The 16,810-nt window shown below is 66.7% G+C and carries 17 protein-coding genes; 7 read left to right on the top strand and 10 right to left on the bottom strand.

The features are described from left to right. The first annotated feature begins 25 nt into the window (after positions 1-25). Together J3E61_RS24965 and J3E61_RS24960 are read left to right on the top strand one after the other, a co-directional pair. Positions 26-1,075: a DUF2236 domain-containing protein gene (locus tag J3E61_RS24965; protein ID WP_210085352.1), complete on the top strand. Its 1,050-nt coding sequence runs from the start codon at positions 26-28 to the stop codon at positions 1,073-1,075. Positions 1,076-1,079: 4 nt separating this feature from the next. Then, the gene (locus J3E61_RS24960; RefSeq protein WP_210085351.1) at positions 1,080-2,318 is read left to right on the top strand and encodes an acyl-CoA dehydrogenase family protein; all 1,239 of its coding nucleotides are present in this window, start codon (positions 1,080-1,082) and stop codon (positions 2,316-2,318) included. On the opposite strand, the gene J3E61_RS24955 is transcribed toward J3E61_RS24960, so the two are convergent. From J3E61_RS24955 to infC, 5 genes are all read right to left on the bottom strand, one after another. Then, entirely contained in the window at positions 2,315-2,641 is a 327-nt protein-coding gene (locus tag J3E61_RS24955; protein ID WP_192720448.1) for a hypothetical protein, read from the bottom strand. The two genes, J3E61_RS24960 and J3E61_RS24955, sit on opposite strands and share 4 nt — an antisense overlap. A 101-nt stretch (positions 2,642-2,742) precedes the next feature. Then, positions 2,743-3,486: an RNA methyltransferase gene (locus J3E61_RS24950; protein ID WP_210085350.1), complete on the bottom strand. Its 744-nt coding sequence runs from the start codon at positions 3,484-3,486 to the stop codon at positions 2,743-2,745. Between the two features lie 23 nt (positions 3,487-3,509). After that, positions 3,510-3,899: a 50S ribosomal protein L20 gene (gene rplT, locus J3E61_RS24945; RefSeq protein ID WP_015306971.1), complete on the bottom strand. Its 390-nt coding sequence runs from the start codon at positions 3,897-3,899 to the stop codon at positions 3,510-3,512. A gap of 42 nt (positions 3,900-3,941) precedes the next feature. Further along, entirely contained in the window at positions 3,942-4,136 is a 195-nt protein-coding gene (gene rpmI / locus J3E61_RS24940; RefSeq protein ID WP_015306970.1) for a 50S ribosomal protein L35, read from the bottom strand. Between the two features lie 10 nt (positions 4,137-4,146). Next, positions 4,147-4,773 (bottom strand): translation initiation factor IF-3, encoded by a 627-nt coding sequence (gene infC, locus J3E61_RS24935; RefSeq protein ID WP_192722326.1) that lies wholly within the window; start codon positions 4,771-4,773, stop codon positions 4,147-4,149. Positions 4,774-4,989: 216 nt separating this feature from the next. Between infC and J3E61_RS24930 the strand changes: the two genes are divergently transcribed. The 4 genes from J3E61_RS24930 to J3E61_RS24915 all read left to right on the top strand — a co-directional run bounded on the left by J3E61_RS24930 (position 4,990) and on the right by J3E61_RS24915 (position 10,419). Next, positions 4,990-5,325 (top strand): recombinase RecA, encoded by a 336-nt coding sequence (locus J3E61_RS24930; RefSeq protein ID WP_192720449.1) that lies wholly within the window; start codon positions 4,990-4,992, stop codon positions 5,323-5,325. 51 nt (positions 5,326-5,376) lie between these two features. After that, positions 5,377-8,673: a bifunctional lysylphosphatidylglycerol synthetase/lysine--tRNA ligase LysX gene (lysX, locus tag J3E61_RS24925; RefSeq protein ID WP_210085349.1), complete on the top strand. Its 3,297-nt coding sequence runs from the start codon at positions 5,377-5,379 to the stop codon at positions 8,671-8,673. An 87-nt stretch (positions 8,674-8,760) separates the two neighbouring features. Beyond that, positions 8,761-10,140 (top strand): esterase family protein, encoded by a 1,380-nt coding sequence (locus J3E61_RS24920; protein ID WP_210085686.1) that lies wholly within the window; start codon positions 8,761-8,763, stop codon positions 10,138-10,140. 18 nt (positions 10,141-10,158) lie between these two features. After that, complete coding sequence (locus J3E61_RS24915) at positions 10,159-10,419, top strand: hypothetical protein (protein WP_192720451.1); 261 nt, start codon at positions 10,159-10,161, stop codon at positions 10,417-10,419. On the opposite strand, the gene J3E61_RS24910 is transcribed toward J3E61_RS24915, so the two are convergent. Beyond that, complete coding sequence (locus J3E61_RS24910; RefSeq protein ID WP_210085348.1) at positions 10,413-11,495, bottom strand: hypothetical protein; 1,083 nt, start codon at positions 11,493-11,495, stop codon at positions 10,413-10,415. The genes J3E61_RS24915 and J3E61_RS24910 overlap by 7 nt on opposite strands. Continuing rightward, entirely contained in the window at positions 11,492-12,817 is a 1,326-nt protein-coding gene (locus J3E61_RS24905; protein WP_210085347.1) for a hypothetical protein, read from the bottom strand. The genes J3E61_RS24910 and J3E61_RS24905 overlap by 4 nt, the downstream gene beginning before the upstream one ends. Before the next feature lie 54 nt (positions 12,818-12,871). Between J3E61_RS24905 and J3E61_RS24900 the strand changes: the two genes are divergently transcribed. After that, positions 12,872-13,366, top strand: coding sequence for a hypothetical protein (locus J3E61_RS24900; RefSeq protein ID WP_192720454.1), 495 nt, complete (start codon positions 12,872-12,874; stop codon positions 13,364-13,366). A 5-nt stretch (positions 13,367-13,371) separates the two neighbouring features. Here the strand turns inward: J3E61_RS24900 and J3E61_RS24895 are convergent, their stop codons facing one another. The 3 genes from J3E61_RS24895 to J3E61_RS24885 all read right to left on the bottom strand — a co-directional run bounded on the left by J3E61_RS24895 (position 13,372) and on the right by J3E61_RS24885 (position 16,716). Beyond that, positions 13,372-14,607, bottom strand: coding sequence for a CHAT domain-containing protein (locus J3E61_RS24895; RefSeq protein WP_210085346.1), 1,236 nt, complete (start codon positions 14,605-14,607; stop codon positions 13,372-13,374). After that, entirely contained in the window at positions 14,562-16,187 is a 1,626-nt protein-coding gene (locus J3E61_RS24890; protein WP_210085345.1) for a hypothetical protein, read from the bottom strand. Before J3E61_RS24890 ends, J3E61_RS24895 begins: the two co-directional genes overlap by 46 nt. Before the next feature lie 61 nt (positions 16,188-16,248). Further along, complete coding sequence (locus tag J3E61_RS24885) at positions 16,249-16,716, bottom strand: lipoprotein LpqH (protein WP_210085344.1); 468 nt, start codon at positions 16,714-16,716, stop codon at positions 16,249-16,251. Positions 16,717-16,810: the final 94 nt, after the last annotated feature.

The raw sequence follows: 16,810 nt of genomic DNA, 5'->3' as shown, positions 1-16,810 counted from the left end.
CACGCGCCGTCAAATCGTAGACAACGTGTGTTGTCAACATTATCGTTGGACTGTGCGCTCAACGACGACCGCAAACGACGGCAACCCTCTCGGCCCCGACTCGCTGACGTGGAAGTACTTCGGCGACCTGCGCACCGGCATGCTCGGCGTGTGGATCGGCGCGATCCAGAACATGTATCCCGAACTGGGCGCCGGCGTCGAAGATCATTCGATCCTGCTGCGCGAGCCGCTGCAGCGGGTCGCCCGCTCGGTGTACCCGATCATGGGCGTCGTCTATGACGGCGAGCGCGCTTCCCAGACCGGCGAGCAGATCAAGAGCTATCACAAGACGATCAAGGGCATCGACGCCGAAGGCCGTCGCTATCACGCGCTGAACCCCGAGACCTTCTACTGGGCGCACGCCACGTTCTTCATGCTCATCATCAAGACCGCCGAGTATTTCTGCGGCGGACTGACCGAGGCCGAGAAGCGTCAGTTGTTCGACGAGCATGTGCAGTGGTACCGGATGTACGGCATGAGCATGCGGCCGGTGCCCACGTCGTGGGAGGAATTCCAGGAGTACTGGGAACGCAAGTGCAGCGAGGAGCTCGAGATCAACAAGGCCACCCTCGACATCTTCACGATCCGCATCCCCAAGCCGTGGTTCGTGCTGATGCCGACCCCGGTGTGGGACCAACTGCTGCGCCCGATGGTCGGCGCGCAGCGCTGGATCGCCGCCGGATTGTTCGACGAAGCGGTGCGGGAGAAGGCAGGCATGCGCTGGACACCCGGTGACGAGGTGCTGCTGAGGCTGTTCGGCAAGCTCGTCGAGCTGGCGTTCGTCGCCGTTCCGGACGAGATCCGGTTACATCCGCGGGCGTTGGCGGCCTACCGACGCGCGGAGGGCCGACTGCCCGCCGACGCGCCCCTGGTCGAGGCGCCTGCGTTCATGGCCCCGCCACGCGACCGGCACGGTCTGCCCATGCACTACCAGCCGCAGCGCAAGTCTCTGCTCGATCGAGCCGGGTCGCTGGTGCACACGACGTTCTCGTTGGCAGGGCTGCGCCCCGCGCGTGGACGCGGTAAGGCAGCCTGAAGGCATGCTGGAATGGTCTGACGTCGATGTTGCTGTGCGCGATGCCGTGCGCGAGTTCGTCGACAAAGAGATTCGTCCGCACGTCGACGCGCTGGAAAGCGGCGAGATGGAGCCCTACCCCATCATCCGCAAGTTGTTCGCGACGTTCGGCATCGCGGAGATGGCGCGCGACTCGCTGAACAAGCGGCTCGCAAAACTAAGCGAGGGTGGCGTGTCGTCGGGCAAGACGTCCTCAGGCGGCGGCATGTTCGGTGAGGGCTCAGGCGGAATGGGCTTCGTCGTGGTCAGCGAGTTGTGCCGGGTGTCGATGGGCATCGTCACCGGCATGGGTGTTTCGCTGGGCTTGACGGTGCCGACGATCATGGGCCGCGGCACGCTGGCGCAGCAGGAGCGTTGGCTGCCCGATCTCGTGACGTACGACAAGATCGGCGCGTGGGCGATCACCGAACCCGACTCCGGTTCGGATGCTTTCGGCGGCATGAAGTCCTACGTGGTGCGCGATGGTGACGACTACATCCTCAACGGGCAGAAGACATTCATCACCAACGGGCCCGACGCCGACGTGGTGGTCGTGTACGCGAAACTCGACGAGGGTGACGGCGTCCCCAAGCGCGACCGCAAGGTGTTGACATTCGTCCTCGATCGCGGCATGGAGGGCTTCGTCCAGTCAAAACCCTTCCGCAAGATGGGAATTCACAGTTCGCGCACCGGTGAGTTGTTCTTCAACAACGTCCGGCTCGGTCGGGATCGGCTGCTCGGTGAGACCGAGGACGCGGCGGGCGACGGTCGGGCCAGTGCGCGGTCCAATTTCTCGGCCGAACGGATCGGGGTCGCGGCGATGGCACTCGGCGTCATCGAGGAGTGTCTGCGGCTGTGCGTCGACTACGCGAAGAGCAGGACGCTGTGGGGCCAAGAGATCGGCCAGTTCCAGCTGATCCAGCTCAAGCTCGCGAATATGGAAGTCGCGCGAATGAACGTGCGCAACATCCTGTTTCGGGTTATCGAGTCAGCGCAGAAGGGCGTGTCGATTTCGCTGCCTGAGGCGTCGGCGATCAAGTGGTACTGCTCGCAAGCCGCCACCGACGTCGCGATGGACGCGGTGCAACTGTTCGGCGGCAACGGCTACATGACCGAGTACCGGGTTGAGCAACTGGCGCGCGATGCGAAGTCGTTGATGATCTACGCCGGGAGCAACGAGGTGCAGATCACCCACGTCGCCAAGGGGCTGCTGAGCGGCGGCTAGGCAGTACGCGGCGGGCGGGCAGACAGCGACAAGCCAGCGACTTTGCCATGTAATTCTTGAACGCGCTTGTAGATCCGTTCCTCAGTGGACCGCGGCATGTATCCGGGAAGGTATCGGCCACGTTCGGGTCGTATTACCCGATCGTGGGCGATCTCCCGACGCAGAGCCTCGGAGACCGCCTTCGACGCGCGTCCGGCGGTGCGGAAGCCGTGATAGGCCAGCGCGTCGACCAATTCATCGACGGTGGCCGGGCCATGGTCGAACAGGTACGCGGTGACGAGGTAACGGAGATCGGTACCCCTGACCTGTAGCGAGTCGCTCATGGGCAGACAATGGCACGCGGGTACGACAGAAACGCACTGTCGAGTGGCCACTTGTTGGTCGCTTTTCGGCGATTTGCGTGGCATAACTGGCCACTCGGCGCCTAACGTCGGTGCGCGCGTGCGCTCTGGTACAGGCATATCGAGGCGGCGGACGCGACGTTGAGGCTCTCCGCACTGCCCGGCATCGGAATGTGCACCCGATGCGTCGCCATTGCCGCCAATTCGCTTGGCAGACCGTGCGCCTCGGGCCCGAACAACCATGCCGCAGGCGGCGAAAGGTCGGCGTCGTCGAGGCTGAGCTCGCCGTCGACGGTCGTGGCCAACACCTGCAGGCCCGCGCCGAGCAGCGCACCGACGGCGGCACCGGCGTCGTCGTCGGAGACCACGGGGATCGAGAAGATGCTGCCCGCCGAGGCCCGTAGGCACTTGCCGTTGTAGGGATCGACGCTGTGCCCGGCCAGCACCACCGCGTCGGCGCCCATCGCGTCGGAGATGCGGATCAGTGTGCCGGCATTACCGGGTTCAGAGATCTCCACCGCGACAGCCACCAGCCTCGGCGAATCGGCAAGCACGTCGTCCAGCGTCGTCTCAGGCACCGAACACACCGCCACCAATCCGACCGGAGTCACGGTGTCGGACAACGCTTTTGCGGCACGCTCCGTCACCAGATGCACCGGGGTGTCGGCGAGCATGGCGCCGAACCTGCTCATCGCGGATTCGGTGGCGAATACCTCAGAAACGAGTCCGCGCCGCAACGCTGCCTCGACGAGATTGGGTCCCTCGGCGAGAAAGCGTGCGGCGCGGCGTCGTCCGATGTGGCGGTTCAGCTTGACCGCGGCCGCCACCCGTGCGGAGCGCTCGGTGAGCGTCAGGCGGCCTCGCCGGATGGCGCATTCACGTCACTGGGCAGCGCGCCCTTGGCGACCTCGACCAGCGCGGTGAACGCGGCCGGGTCGCTGACCGCGATCTCGGCGAGGTTCTTGCGATCCACCTCGACACCGGCGGCCTTCAGGCCCTGGATCAACCGGTTGTAGGTGATGTCGTTGGCGCGGGCCGCCGCGTTGATCCGGGAGATCCACAGTTTGCGGAACTCACCCTTGCGGGCACGCCGGTCGCGGTAGGCGTAGGTCAACGAATGCAGCTGCTGCTCTTTGGCTTTGCGATACAGCCGCGACCGCTGACCGCGGTAGCCCTTGGATGCCTTGAGTACTGTGCGCCGCTTCTTCTGAGCGTTCACTGCGCGCTTGACGCGTGCCATGGGAGATTCCTAATCGTCGGGGGTCGTACAGGGCTGGGCTACTTAGCCGTTCAGCAACTTCTTGATGCGCTTGGTGTCGTTGGCCGCCACCTCGGTGCGACCGTCCAGGCGACGGGTGCGCTTGGTCGGCTTGTGCTCGAGCAGGTGCCGACGGTTGGCCTTCTGGCGCACGACCTTGCCGGTGCCGGTCAGCCGGAACCGCTTGGAAGCGCCGCTGTGGGTCTTCGCCTTTGGCATGTGTCCTCTTTCAGTTCTGCGTTACGTCTGGAGCTTCTGGTGGTGCCGCCGCGGGGGCCGGGGCCGGCTCTGCGCGTTGCGCGGGCGGGGCATCTGCGTCGTGCGCCGCCTTGGCGCGAGTCTTCGCGCCGCGGTGCGGAGCCAGCACCATCGTCATGTTGCGGCCGTCCTGCTTGGCCGAGGTCTCGACGAAGCCGTAGTCGGCGACGTCGGCGCCCAGCCGCTGCAACAGTCGGTAGCCCAGCTCGGGCCTCGACTGCTCGCGTCCGCGGAACATGATCGTCACCTTGACCTTCGACCCCGCTTGCAGGAAGCGGACCACGTGGCCCTTTTTGGTCTCGTAGTCGTGTGGGTCGATCTTGGGTCGCAGCTTCTGTTCCTTGACGACGGTCTGCTGCTGATTCTTGCGAGACTCGCGTGCCTTCTGAGCCGTCTCGTATTTGAACTTGCCGTAGTCCATGATTTTGCAAACCGGCGGTTTGGCATCCGGGGCTACTTCGACAAGGTCGAGATCGGCATCCGCGGCGACGCGGAGGGCGTCTTCGATGCGCACAATGCCTACCTGCTCGCCGCCTGGTCCGATCAGGCGGACTTCAGGGACTCGAATGCGCTCGTTGACGCGGGTCTCAGTGCTGATGGGGCCTCCTATGTTGTCCTCGAGGAGCCCACGCCATCAGCCACTCTGCTCAATCGAACAGAAAAGCCCTGCTCAAAGCAGGGCCCAAAGCCGACCAGGACAGGCACGGATGCCTGTGACCGGACCGCTGAGCCGGTATGGTCAGCGGTGGGAGTGGGACTCCACTTGCTGTCCCTGGCGTACGCCGGGACGGTCGCGCATGCGAGTCTAGCAGGCATGACCGACGTTCCTAACATTCGTGAACTCGCCGAGATTCCCGCCGTCGAGGTCATCACGCGATCGGCGGTCATGCTGATGAGCGCCGCCGCGGAGAAGCTAGGGCTTTCGGCGGACGACCCTGACGAGAGTCCGCAGCGCGATCTCGACGAGGCGCGCCGGCTGATCACCGCGCTGGCGGGGTTGGTCACCGCGTCTGCGGAGTATCTCGGTCCGCACGCCGGGCCGGTGCGCGACGGGCTGAAGACTCTCCAGTTGGCGTTCCGGGAATCCAGTGCCGCGCCAGACGAACCCGGGCAGGGTCCGGGCGAGAAGTACACGGGCCCGGTCTGGTAGCCGGACGCAGTCACAACATTTTCTGAGTTTGAGCGAATATCCTCGCGGCCTATGACCGCCACGTTGACGCGCCCGGCCTCCCGGTACTCCTGGGTGCCCGCGGCAGCCGGCTGGACGGTCGGCATCATCGCCACGCTGTCCCTGATCGCGAGTGTGTCCCCCGGCATCCGCTGGGTCATCAAGCAGCCCCGCGAGTTCGTCAACGACTACATCTTCAACTTCCCCGACACCAGCTTCGCGTGGGCCTTCGTGTTGGCGCTTCTCGCGGCGGCGTTGGCGGCGCGCAAGCGGATTGCCTGGTGGATCCTGCTCGGCTACATGGTCGCGTCGATCGTATGGAACATCGGCGGGCTGGTCACCAGCCCGAAATCGGTGGCCGACGACATCGGCGAAGTGATCGGGCTGGTCTTCCACGTCACGTCGATCCTGGCTCTGCTGCTGGCCCGAAAACAGTTCTGGGCGAGGGTTCGCCGTGCGGCGTTGCTCAAGGCGGCGGCAACGCTCGTCGTGAGCATGGCCATCGGCACACTGGTCGGCTGGGCGCTACTGGAGTTGTTCCCGGGCAGCCTCGCCCGCGAGGACCGTTTCTTGTACGCGCTCAACCGGGTGAGCGCCTTCGCAGGCGCCTCCTCGGAGTCGTTCTCCGGCCATCCGCATGTCTTCGTCAACGCGCTGCTCGGCCTGTTCGGCGCCCTGGCCCTGATGGTCACCGCGATCGTGCTGTTCCAGTCGCAGCGCGCCGACAACGCGCTCACCGGCGAGGACGAATCGGCCATCCGCGGGCTGCTCGAACTGTTCGGCAAGAACGACTCGCTCGGCTATTTCGCCACCCGCCGCGACAAGGCCGTCGTCTTCGCGCCCAACGGTCGAGCCGCCATCACATATCGCGTCGAGGTCGGCGTCTGCCTGGCCAGCGGCGACCCCGTCGGCGACCCGAAGGCATGGCAGCAGGCCATCCACGCATGGCTGGGGTTGTGCCAGACCTACGGCTGGGCGCCCGGCGTGATGGGCGCCAGCTCGACGGGCGCTGAGGCATTCCGCCAGGCCGGGCTCAACGCATTGCAACTCGGCGACGAGGCCATCCTGTATCCGGACAACTTCCGGCTCTCCGGGCCCGATATGCGAGCGGTGCGCCAGGCCGTGACGCGGGCGCGACGGGCCGGCGCCACCGTGCGAATCCGACGCCACCGCGATCTTTCCAGCGAAGAAATGGCCAAGGTCGTCGAGCGCGCCGATGCCTGGCGGGACACCGAAACCGAGCGCGGCTTCTCGATGGCACTCGGCAGGCTCGGTGACCCCGCGGACGGCGACTGCCTGCTGGTGGAGGCCATCCAAGACGATCAAGTGGTTGCGATGCTGTCGCTGGTGCCGTGGGGCAACAACGGCGCGTCGCTCGACCTGATGCGCCGCTCACCGCAATCCCCCAACGGCACCATCGAACTGATGGTCAGCGAGCTGTGCATGCAGTCCGAAGGCATTGGGGTGACCCGGATCTCGCTGAACTTCGCGATGTTCCGAACGGCGTTCGAGCACGGCGCGCAGCTCGGGGCCGGGCCGGTCGCAAGGTTGTGGCGTGGCCTGCTGGTGTTCTTCTCCCGGTGGTGGCAGCTCGAGACGTTGTACCGGTCGAACATGAAATACCAGCCGCAGTGGGTGCCGCGGTACGCCTGCTACGAGGACGCCCGTCTTGTACCCCGCGTCGGCGTCGCCTCGGTGATCGCCGAGGGCTTCCTGGTGTTGCCGTTCTCGCGCCGCGCCGAGCAACCGCACACCGGCCATCACATCTCGGCTCCCGAAAACCTCGTCGCCACAGGGGTTTTGCGCCATGACGGCAGCGCGCCCGACCTCGGCGAGCTGGAAGCCGACCTTCCAGAGGCCGACGAAGGCCCGCGGCTGCCCGAGCAGGTGCGCGTCCGGATGGCCAAGCTGAAGTCGCTGCAGGACAACGGCGTCGACGCATACCCCGTCGGCGAGGCGCCCAGCCACACCATCGCGCAGGCCATCGACTCCGAGGGCGCAGGCACCGTGACCGTGGCGGGGCGGGTGCTTCGCATCCGCGACTACGGCGGCGTGCTGTTCGCGCAGTTACGCGACTGGTCAGGTGAAGTCCAACTGCTGCTTGACAATTCGATCCTGGACCACGGCACCATCGCGGATTTCACCGCGGCCATCGACCTCGGTGATCTGATTCAGGTGTCCGGGACCATGGGCTACAGCAAGAAGGGCACCCGCTCGCTGCTCGCCCTCAGTTGGCGGTTGATCGGCAAGTGCCTGCGACCGCTGCCCGATAAGTGGAAGGGGCTGACCGACCAGGAGTCACGAGTACGGGCCCGCTACGTCGACCTCGCGATCAACACCGAGGCGCGCGAATTGATCCGCGCGCGCAGCGGGGTGCTGCACGCGATCCGCGAAACCCTGGTCGGCAACGGGTTTTTGGAAGTCGAGACGCCTATACTGCAACAGATCCACGGCGGCGCCAACGCCAGGCCGTTCCTGACCCACATCAACGCCTACGACCTCGACCTGTATCTGCGCATCGCTCCCGAGCTGTATCTCAAGCGGCTGTGTGTCGGAGGTGTCGAACGGGTCTTCGAGCTCGGTCGCGCGTTCCGCAACGAGGGTGTGGACTTCAGCCACAACCCCGAGTTCACGCTGCTCGAGGCCTATCAAGCGCACGCCGACTACAACGTCTGGATCGGCGGCTGCCGCGAGCTGATCCAAAACGCCGCGCAAGCCGCCAACGGCGCACAGGTCTTCATGCGCCCCCGCGAGGACGGCACGCTGGAACCCGTCGACATCTCCGGGGAATGGACCGTGAAGACCGTGCACGGCGCGGTGTCAGAGGCACTTGGCGAGCAGGTCGGACCTGACACGGATCTGGTTGTGCTGCGCAAGCTTTGCGATGCGGCGGGCATCCCCTATCTGACGCACTGGGACGCAGGCGCGGTGGTGCTCGAGCTCTACGAGCGGCTGGTCGAGGAACGAACCACGGAACCGACGTTCTACAAGGACTTCCCGACGTCGGTCTCGCCGCTGACCCGGCCGCATCGCAGCATCCCCGGCGTGGCCGAGCGCTGGGACCTGGTGGCATGGGGCGTCGAGTTGGGCACCGCATACAGCGAGCTGACGGATCCCGTCGAGCAGCGCCGCCGGCTGCAGGAGCAGTCGTTGCTCGCCTCAGGCGGTGATCCCGAGGCGATGGAGCTCGACGAGGATTTTCTGCAGGCGATGGAGTATGCGATGCCGCCGACGGGCGGACTCGGTATGGGCGTCGACCGGGTCGTCATGCTGATCACCGGGCGCAGCATCCGCGAAACGCTGCCGTTCCCGCTAGCCAAACCGCGTTAGCAGGTCGCTCACAGGCACCGCCAAGGAAATACGTCCACGATTGTTGCCGTGACGTTACCCGGGCCGTTTCGCCACCACCTCTCGCTCATGCACGGCTGGCTTCCCCTCACGGTGCAAGTCATCGCGGGTCTTCTGCTGATCGCCGCGATCGGCTGGCGCAACCGCCGCTGGCGTGTGGTGTGGCTGCCGTGGGCGGCGCTGGTCGGGGTCGCACTCGCGGTTGCGTCGTACTGGTACATCGCTTCGCAGGGGCTGAGCGACGACTCCAATCCCGCTCCGAATTCGCTGTGGATCTGGATCGGGCTGACGGGTGTGGCCGTCGGCGTCCTCATCGCGGGTTGGCGCGGTGCACGCTGGTGGCGGCGCGGCGTTTCTGCAGTGGCGGTGCCGGTTTGCCTGCTGTGTGCGGCGCTCGCACTGAATCTGTGGGTCGGCTACTTCCCCACCGTGCAGACCGCCTATAGCCAGCTGACCGCGGGTCCGCTGCCCGATCAGACGGACACCGGGACCGTGGTCGCGATGCAGAAGCGGCACGCGATTCCCCCGAAGGGCACCGTGGTGCCTGTCAACATTCCCGATGCCGGGTCAGGCTTCAAGCACCGCGGTGAGCTGGTCTACCTTCCGCCTGCCTGGTACGCGACCGACCCACCGCCGCCATTGCCGACCGTGATGATGGTCGGTGGCGAGTTCAACACGCCGGCCGACTGGTTGCGCGCGGGCGGCGCGGTCAAGACGATCGACGACTTCGCGGCCGCGCACGGCGGCAACGCACCGGTCTTCGTGTTCGTCGACTCCGGCGGCGCCTTCAACAACGACACCGAATGCGTCAACGGCACGCGCGGAAACGCCGCCGACCACTTGACCAAAGATGTTGTGCCATTTATGGTTTCGAGCTTCCACGTGTCGGCCAAGCGTGCTAACTGGGGCGTTGCCGGATGGTCGATGGGCGGCACATGCGCGGTCGATCTGGCGGTGATGCATCCGGACATGTTCAGCGCGTTCGTCGACATCGCAGGCGATCTGACACCGAACTCGGGAAACAAGGCGCAGACCATCGCGCGCTTGTTCGGAGGCAATGCGGCCGCGTGGGCGGCGTTCGATCCGACGACGGTCATCACCCGCCATGGCCCGTACACCGGGGTGGCCGGCTGGTTCGCCATCAACGGGAACCCGTCGGCGCAGCCGCATGTGGTCAATGCCGCAGCCAGCGTAGGCGACCAGACCGCGGCGGCGAATTCGTTGTGCGCGACAGGTAGCGCCAACGGCATCAAATGTGCGGTGGTGATGCAGCCCGGCAAGCACGACTGGCCGTTCGCAGCGCATGCGTTCGCTGCAGGGTTGCCGTGGCTGGCCGGCCAGCTGGGCACCCCGGGCACGCCCGTCCTGCCACTGCCCCCGTCATCGCAACCAATCGCGATAGCCGCACCACTGCACGCCGGGCCGAATCTGCAGGCGGCGGCGAAGTAGACCGGTAGCGTTGGTGGTATGCCCGACGACCCCACGCCCCCGGAGCCCGTAGAACCGGCCGAGACCGGCTACACACCCGGCGGCGTGCCCACATTCGATTCGGTGCGGGAGAAGATCGAGACGCGTTACGGCACCGCCGTCGGCGCGTCCGAATTGGCCGCGGAGACTCCTGAGGGTCGCACCGTCGAGGAGCAATACGACGCGCGCCAGCGCGCCGCCGCCGAACGGCTGGCCGAGATTCGCAAGTCGATGCACCCCGACGAGGGCGAGGGTCAGTAATCTGACTCCGCGGCCAGCACTTCAGCCAGGAACGCGTCGCCGCCGGGGGCCCGCAGTCGCGCCCGCGCGAATTCCCTGATCCGCTCGCGCGTCTGCGGCGACTCCTCGACGTCGGCCCCGACCGTCACTGCGGTCGACCGCCAATCATGGTCCCACGCAGCCGATTCCGCGACCGGGTGCGGCCCGTCGAGGATCGGGAAGGTCGCGACGCCGTTGGCGTCGAGCACGCCGGCACCCCTGAAGTCACCGGACCGCAGCCGCAGGTTGATGCCTGCAGCCAGCCCAGGGCCCGATAGGTCAACGCGCACAACCGCTTTCGCTGACCCGTCGGCCGCCTCGACCTGCCAATGGATGGTGTCCTCAGCCGCATCGAAGATGCCAGGTGGCACAGCACCCCAATTGACCGAGCCGGTTCCTGTTGCGATCGAGCCTGCGCCGCGTCCGTCGCCGTCCGCCCCGGCGGCCAGCGCGTAGTCGTCGCGTCGCACCGCGACGCTGTCGGCCTCGGCGAACGCAACTCCGAGGTTGTCGGCGAGGTCGGCGCAGCTGCGCACGAGTTCGACGACGCGGGGGTCACCGCCCCGCAGGTGTGCGCTCAGTGCCGCGGTGTGCGGCCGCAGCAAAGCAGCCACGTCGGAATCGAAGGTGTCGTCGGTGAAGAACTCCTCGGCCCCTGCCGTGAGCATCGCGATCTCCGCATCGAGCAGCGCGGCGTCGAGCGCCGCGATGCCATTGCGCTGGCTGGTCGGCCACCACCGCCGCAGCCAATGACCCAACGCCAGCCGGCGAAGCGGCTCAAGGGTTTCGGGCTTCAGGTCGACATCGGCGAGTTCGACGGCCGCTTCGGGCGTCCCTTCGTGTAGCGCGGTGGCCAATGCGAGGTGTCCCGGTTCGCCGAGCACCCGCCACAGCCAGTCCGCGCGGTCGAGATCGGTGAAGGTGATCTGCGCGGCGTGCGCGGCGTCGTCGACGGTCCACGACAGCACCGCGCCGCTGACTTCCAGCACCGCGACGAGTTGCGCTTGGGCGGCTTGCCGGCCCGTGCTCCACAAGCCGGAATCGGCCACGAGTCTCATCCCGCCACCTGCAGTTCGAGCATCGACTTGATCCGTTGCCGGTGATCGAGGCTGACCGACCTCGCTACGCCCTCCAGCAGCGCCCGCACATCGTCGACGTCGTCACAGGGCTCCTGCCAGACGTCGCGACCGTGCAACCGGGCCCACAATCTGCTCAGATACGGGCGGGCGAAGGAGGCCAGGTCGTCGATCACCTGCTGTTGCCGGGGATGCATCGGTGCGCCGCCGTCGGCGAGATAGCGACGGGCGTGCAGCACATACGCTTCCTTGCGCAGCCGGGCCTGAATCTGTGCGGCCAATTCGTAGCGGGTATCGACGGATTCGGCCAGCGGTGCCAGGCACGCGCCGACTTCGATCCCCGCGATCAGCGTGGCCTGCTTGTCCTCGGCCATCAGGCCCCACGGCGCACACGACCGGTCGACCTCTTCGGCGCACAGCGTCGGGATGTCGGGCAATTCGTCGCGGCCCATCGCGCGCCGCAGCGTCGCCCGCACCCGGTCGACGACGCTTCGGTTCAGCGGACGCTCGGTTTCTGAACCGCTGACGATGTCGGGTGGCACTTGCGGCTCGACGGAACTCAAGCCAAGGGCGGTGATCGACCACGGCAGCTCCCCCGCACGACCACGCGCTTTCGCGCCGAGGTTGTACGGTGTGGCGTCTGCGATCAGTGCCGACCACACCCGCTGCCGCGCGATCGCGGCATTGTGGCCGTCGGCGGGCCCGAGCACTGTGGTGAGGCCCGCGAGGAACGGGGTGGTGATCTCGGGGCCCGCCTGCACGTCGCTCCAACTGCGCCGGAGTTGATCGGCCAGCGCGGCCACCACATCAGGATCCGTCACGTACTGGTTGAGCACCTCGATCGCCGTCCGGTCGCGGTCCCCGTGAACGCCCCGCAACACCGACTCGGCGGACCCGTCATCTTGTTGCGCTGGTGCACCTTTCGTCACAGCAAGCTCGAAACAGACCGGGAAGTACAACTCCTGCGCGTTGCCGGTGGTGATGCGCAGGCGGCGGCGCTCACGCTTGAGCAGCTCGAACCACGCTGCGGCAGAGCGCAATTGGGGGGCGTGGCTGACGATCAGCTCGTGCATCGCCACCGCGGTGTCCGCGTCGACGAAGGGCGCAGAGTACTGGGTGTTGGAGCGCAGCCTCAGCACCAGCGGGTCGAGAATCCGTTTGACGGTGCGACGCAGCGGGCCGCCGTCGTCGCCGCTGAGCACCTCGACACCGGGACCGATGGCCCGCCATGCGCGATCGATCACCGCGCGGCGAGGTTGGCTGACGGCAACAGCCGACGTAACCGTCTCGAATCCCGCGCTCATCGGTCCAGCATAAAGTTGGGTTCGGTAGCCGGCACAACGGCTGACCCTAATGGCATGTCCACAGCATTGTTGCTCGGATTCGCCGCCGACCAGCTCGTCAATGTCGTCTTCTTCGGCTTCCTCCTCGCAGGCAGCACTGCCACACTGCTCGCTCCCGCCCGAGTCTCCGCCGGGCCTGTTCCCGAGTCTGACGAGGGTGACGAGCGTCTTCTCACCGCCGCGGACATGCTGGTGGTCCGCGCGGAGTTCGAGGAGATGCTGGTGCGAAAAGGACTGCTCACCGGTGATCAACTCGACCTGATTCGTAACGGCACCAAGTCGCACGCGGTCGTGACCGGCATGCGTCCCACCGGCGCCTCTCGGGAGGACCATCGGGAAGTCGTGCTCGACGTCATGGTGAGAAAGCCGGGTGGCGGCCAGTTTCCGGCTCACGAGACGGCGCTGATCCCCGCCTCGTCGTTGGCGAAAGTCTCCCCCGGCAGCATCATCGACACTTACTACCTGGCGGGAGACGAATCGGCAGTGGCCGTGTGCGTGCCGCCCAGCTGAGGTGTTCATCGGGCACCGTCGACCGCGAAGGTGGCCAACGCGGCCCAATACAGCGGGCTCGCAGTGTTGTCGCCGTCGCGCCAGCGCCGCATCTGCTCGCGCTGCCAGGTGTTCACGGCGCGTCCCGCATCGGCTTCTTGGTGGGCGCGGTCTACGGCGATGATCGCCTCTGCCATCGGATCGTGATCGGCCGCGGCGGGCGCGAACTGGCGATAGCCGGCGGCGGTCGGTAGCGACCACAGCGTGGCGGTGACGAGTTGCGCGCCGCCGAGGATCATCGCGGCCACCAAGCCCGTGGCTTCGTCGAACTGGTAGTCACCACCGGACGCACACGCGATCATCGCGATTCGCGGCGGCATCGGCAGTTTGGCCGTCATCAGATCCGATGCTGTGAGGGCTCTTTCGTCCGCGAGGTGGAGCGCGGCCTGGTCGGCGTGGCCGACGTCGCCGTCGGCGGCCGTCGCGTGCCCGACGTACAGCAGCCTGCTCGGTCGCCGGTCGAGTTGGCGGCCCAGCCACGGCCGGTCGGCGTCGGTGCGGCGGAACAGCTCGACGGCGCCTGCGACGTCGGGCAGTACCTCGCGTCGCTGCATCAGCTCCGTAAAATGCTGTGCCAGTGCGGTTTCGGCTGACGGCCTACCGAGAACGGAGCCCAGCGCCGAGTCGGGCCGCTGACCGGGCACGCGCGGGTCGAGTATCAGCAGGGGCGGACCATCGCGGCGATCGTCCCAATATGCCGCTGTCCGGCCGGAATTCACGATGTTCGACGGCGCGGCCATCAGCACGTCGGCGAGTTCCATCAGCCGGAAACCGTCGTCGCCGGGCATCGCGAGCAGCCCCCAGGGCACCCGCGCCAGCCGGGAACTGGGCGACACGAACAGCGCGGCCCGCGGTGACGTGACGCTGTCGATCAGCAGCTGCCAGGCCTCAGGCGACAACAAGCTTTCACCCAACGTCCGTGCGATCGTCAACTCGGAAGCCGGTGCCGCGAAAGGACCTGAGACGACGGCTCGCTGGACCGCGTCTCGCCGCGTCTCGGATGCCAAGGGATCCGGCAGCGCGGTGGACAGTTGGTCGCGCGCCGCGACGACATCGGCCTCGCGCACGACCCAGGTGACGGTTCGCTCGGGCTCTCCGATCGCTCGGAGGCTGGCATAGGTGGCTACGCCGACGTCGGCGTAGCGAAGAACGAGGGTCACGGCCACGTTGACCACGGGGCCTCGTCGGCGGTCACCGCACATCCGTACCGCTCGAATGCCAGTGCGCGATAGCGACTCATGATCGGCCCCTTCGTCGGGTCCATCTGCAGCGGAGGCAGCGGGCCGAGCCGGGTCAGCGCCGCGCCTCCCGGTATCGCGGGCCCGGCGGCGACGAGGGCGTACTCGTCGATGGTTTCGAACGGCACCGCGGCCGTCGCGGTCTCCGTCCAATCGGCGGACTGAGCGTCCGGCTCGGTGCTGAAACTGCCACGCGCGCTGTGGTATTCGACGAGTTCGCTGACGAGTTCGGTATTGCCCCACTCCCACGCGACGGCGAACGCGCCTGCCAGAATTCGGGCGGACACGTGGTTTGCCCACCGCATGCGCGCGTCGGCGTCGGTCATAGCGTGCCGCACCGAGTCGACGGCCAGTGCCGCGGGGACCTTGAGCTCGGCGGCCTGCTCGAACTTGGCCGCCGCGTTGTCGGGGTCGGCCAGCGCCTCCGCGCGCAGGATGCTGCCGAGGTGGTCATCGAGCCGGGCGTACTGCAACCAGCTGTGCCTGGGCCAGGCGTCGAGCAGCGCACGGGCCTCGGTGGTGCGTTCCTTGGCCGCGGCGAAGTCGCCGCGGAAGATGTCGACCCAGCTGCGCTGCAACAGAATCCGGTGAATGTGCAAGGGCTTTTCGACTTCGCGCCAATGCCGCTCGGCATGCCCGAACCGCTCGTCGGCGTCGTCGAGCATTTCTATCGACAGGCTGAGCAGGCCGAAGTACAGCCAGCATCGCGACACGTCGTGAGCGCGGTAGCCCTCGGCGATGGCGGGGTACGCCTCATGCACGAGGCGTTGGCACTCGACTCGATCACCGGCCGCCCAGCGGGCGGTGGAACGTTCGAATTGTGTTCTGGCCGTTGCCAACTTCCATCCGCGTTTCTGGGCACGAGCTCCGGCGCGGTGCAGCCAAGGCTCGGCCTCCGACAGCCGTCCCGTCTCGACGCAGAACCGGCCGTATGCGGTGCCGGCCTGGACCAGCAGAAAGTCGTCGAATTCTCCGTCCCCGCTGGAGGTTTCGATCGTCTTGAGCACGTCCTCCCACAACGGAACGGAGCGCACGTGCAGGTCGTCGTCACAAAGTGCGGTAGCGCAGAGAATGCGCGCATAGGTGATCAGAAATGCGTGTTCGGCCGCGAGGTCGGGAAACGCATTCGAGGTGTCGCCGGTGAGCACCAGCAACCCGGCCTCGGCCGCCTCGTGGTCACCGTGCGCGGCGGCGGCAAGCCCGGTTCGCAGAAACTGCGCCCGCCGGGAATACCGGCAGATCATGTGGTCGACGTCGGCGTCGGACATCGTGACCTGGGCGGCCGCTTCGGGGTTGCTGCCTGCCCGAATCGACTGGTAGATGTCGAGGCAGTCGGTGATACGGCGGAGGCACTCCTCGACGCCGTTGTAGGCCGTGCGAACCAGGTAGATCTCGCCGAGTTGGGCATAGACCTCGAGCAGCAGATCATCGCGGTCGGCCTTTTCGATCGGCTCGTCGAGTGACAGCAGCAACTGCTTCGCCGCTTCTTCGTCCGCGGCGAAGATCAGCCGCCGTGCGCGCTCCAAGTCGCTGACAATCGTCACAGCTGGATTGTAGGAAGCGGCGGACGCTCCAGCGGCGCCCGCCGCTTCCTACTCCGGCCGATCAGCTGCAGGTCACCTTGACGGTGAACGGCTTGGTGATCATGCCTGCCATCGGGTTCTTGATGTCGGCGCCCGAAGCTTCACCGGTGATGGTGTAGGTGCTGCCGTCGACCTTCGCCTCGGCCTTGCCGACCTGCGCGCCGCCCATGCTGCTGACGGCGAGGGCATTGCCGTCGACGGACATGGCCACAGACTCGACGGTCGGCGGGTTCGCGTCGGTCATCACGACCGCAAGACCGGCCTGACCGTTGATCGCACCGCTGGCGACGTTGATCTTGCCGCCCTGCTTGACGCAGGTCACCGACTTCATGTCCAGACCGGAGAGATCTTTGCCGTCGACCTTGACCTCGGCGTTACCACCTGTGCTGGCCGTTCCGCCGCCCGGGAGCGAAGCCTTGTTGTCCGAACAACCCACCATGAAAGCTGCGGCGGCGGCCAGTCCGGCCACGCCCACGACAACCTTGTTCATCGATCTTTCCCTTTCGTTGCGCGTCGCCCTGATGGCGTCCGTCGTGGCCTCAGTCAAGATCGGGGCAACGGCTACCGATCCCAACCTTTGTCGG

This window comes from Mycobacterium sp. OAE908, from assembly GCF_017872775.1.
Lineage (GTDB): Bacteria > Actinomycetota > Actinomycetes > Mycobacteriales > Mycobacteriaceae > Mycobacterium.
The sequence above is the reverse complement of the archived record's forward strand: the minus strand, read 5'-3'. Positions and strand labels throughout refer to the sequence as shown.

What these genes read in the sequence shown, in the direction of transcription:
- J3E61_RS24960 (WP_210085351.1), top strand. Translation starts at nt 1,080, where the DNA reads ATGCTGGAATGGTCTGACGTCGATGTTGCTGTGCGCGATGCCGTGCGC.
- J3E61_RS24955 (WP_192720448.1), bottom strand. Translation starts at nt 2,641, where the DNA reads ATGAGCGACTCGCTACAGGTCAGGGGTACCGATCTCCGTTACCTCGTC.
- rplT (WP_015306971.1), bottom strand. Translation starts at nt 3,899, where the DNA reads ATGGCACGCGTCAAGCGCGCAGTGAACGCTCAGAAGAAGCGGCGCACA.
- rpmI (WP_015306970.1), bottom strand. Translation starts at nt 4,136, where the DNA reads ATGCCAAAGGCGAAGACCCACAGCGGCGCTTCCAAGCGGTTCCGGCTG.
- J3E61_RS24930 (WP_192720449.1), top strand. Translation starts at nt 4,990, where the DNA reads ATGACCGACGTTCCTAACATTCGTGAACTCGCCGAGATTCCCGCCGTC.
- lysX (WP_210085349.1), top strand. Translation starts at nt 5,377, where the DNA reads ATGACCGCCACGTTGACGCGCCCGGCCTCCCGGTACTCCTGGGTGCCC.
- J3E61_RS24920 (WP_210085686.1), top strand. Translation starts at nt 8,761, where the DNA reads ATGCACGGCTGGCTTCCCCTCACGGTGCAAGTCATCGCGGGTCTTCTG.
- J3E61_RS24915 (WP_192720451.1), top strand. Translation starts at nt 10,159, where the DNA reads ATGCCCGACGACCCCACGCCCCCGGAGCCCGTAGAACCGGCCGAGACC.
- J3E61_RS24910 (WP_210085348.1), bottom strand. Translation starts at nt 11,495, where the DNA reads ATGAGACTCGTGGCCGATTCCGGCTTGTGGAGCACGGGCCGGCAAGCC.
- J3E61_RS24905 (WP_210085347.1), bottom strand. Translation starts at nt 12,817, where the DNA reads ATGAGCGCGGGATTCGAGACGGTTACGTCGGCTGTTGCCGTCAGCCAA.
- J3E61_RS24900 (WP_192720454.1), top strand. Translation starts at nt 12,872, where the DNA reads ATGTCCACAGCATTGTTGCTCGGATTCGCCGCCGACCAGCTCGTCAAT.
- J3E61_RS24895 (WP_210085346.1), bottom strand. Translation starts at nt 14,607, where the DNA reads ATGTGCGGTGACCGCCGACGAGGCCCCGTGGTCAACGTGGCCGTGACC.
- J3E61_RS24885 (WP_210085344.1), bottom strand. Translation starts at nt 16,716, where the DNA reads ATGAACAAGGTTGTCGTGGGCGTGGCCGGACTGGCCGCCGCCGCAGCT.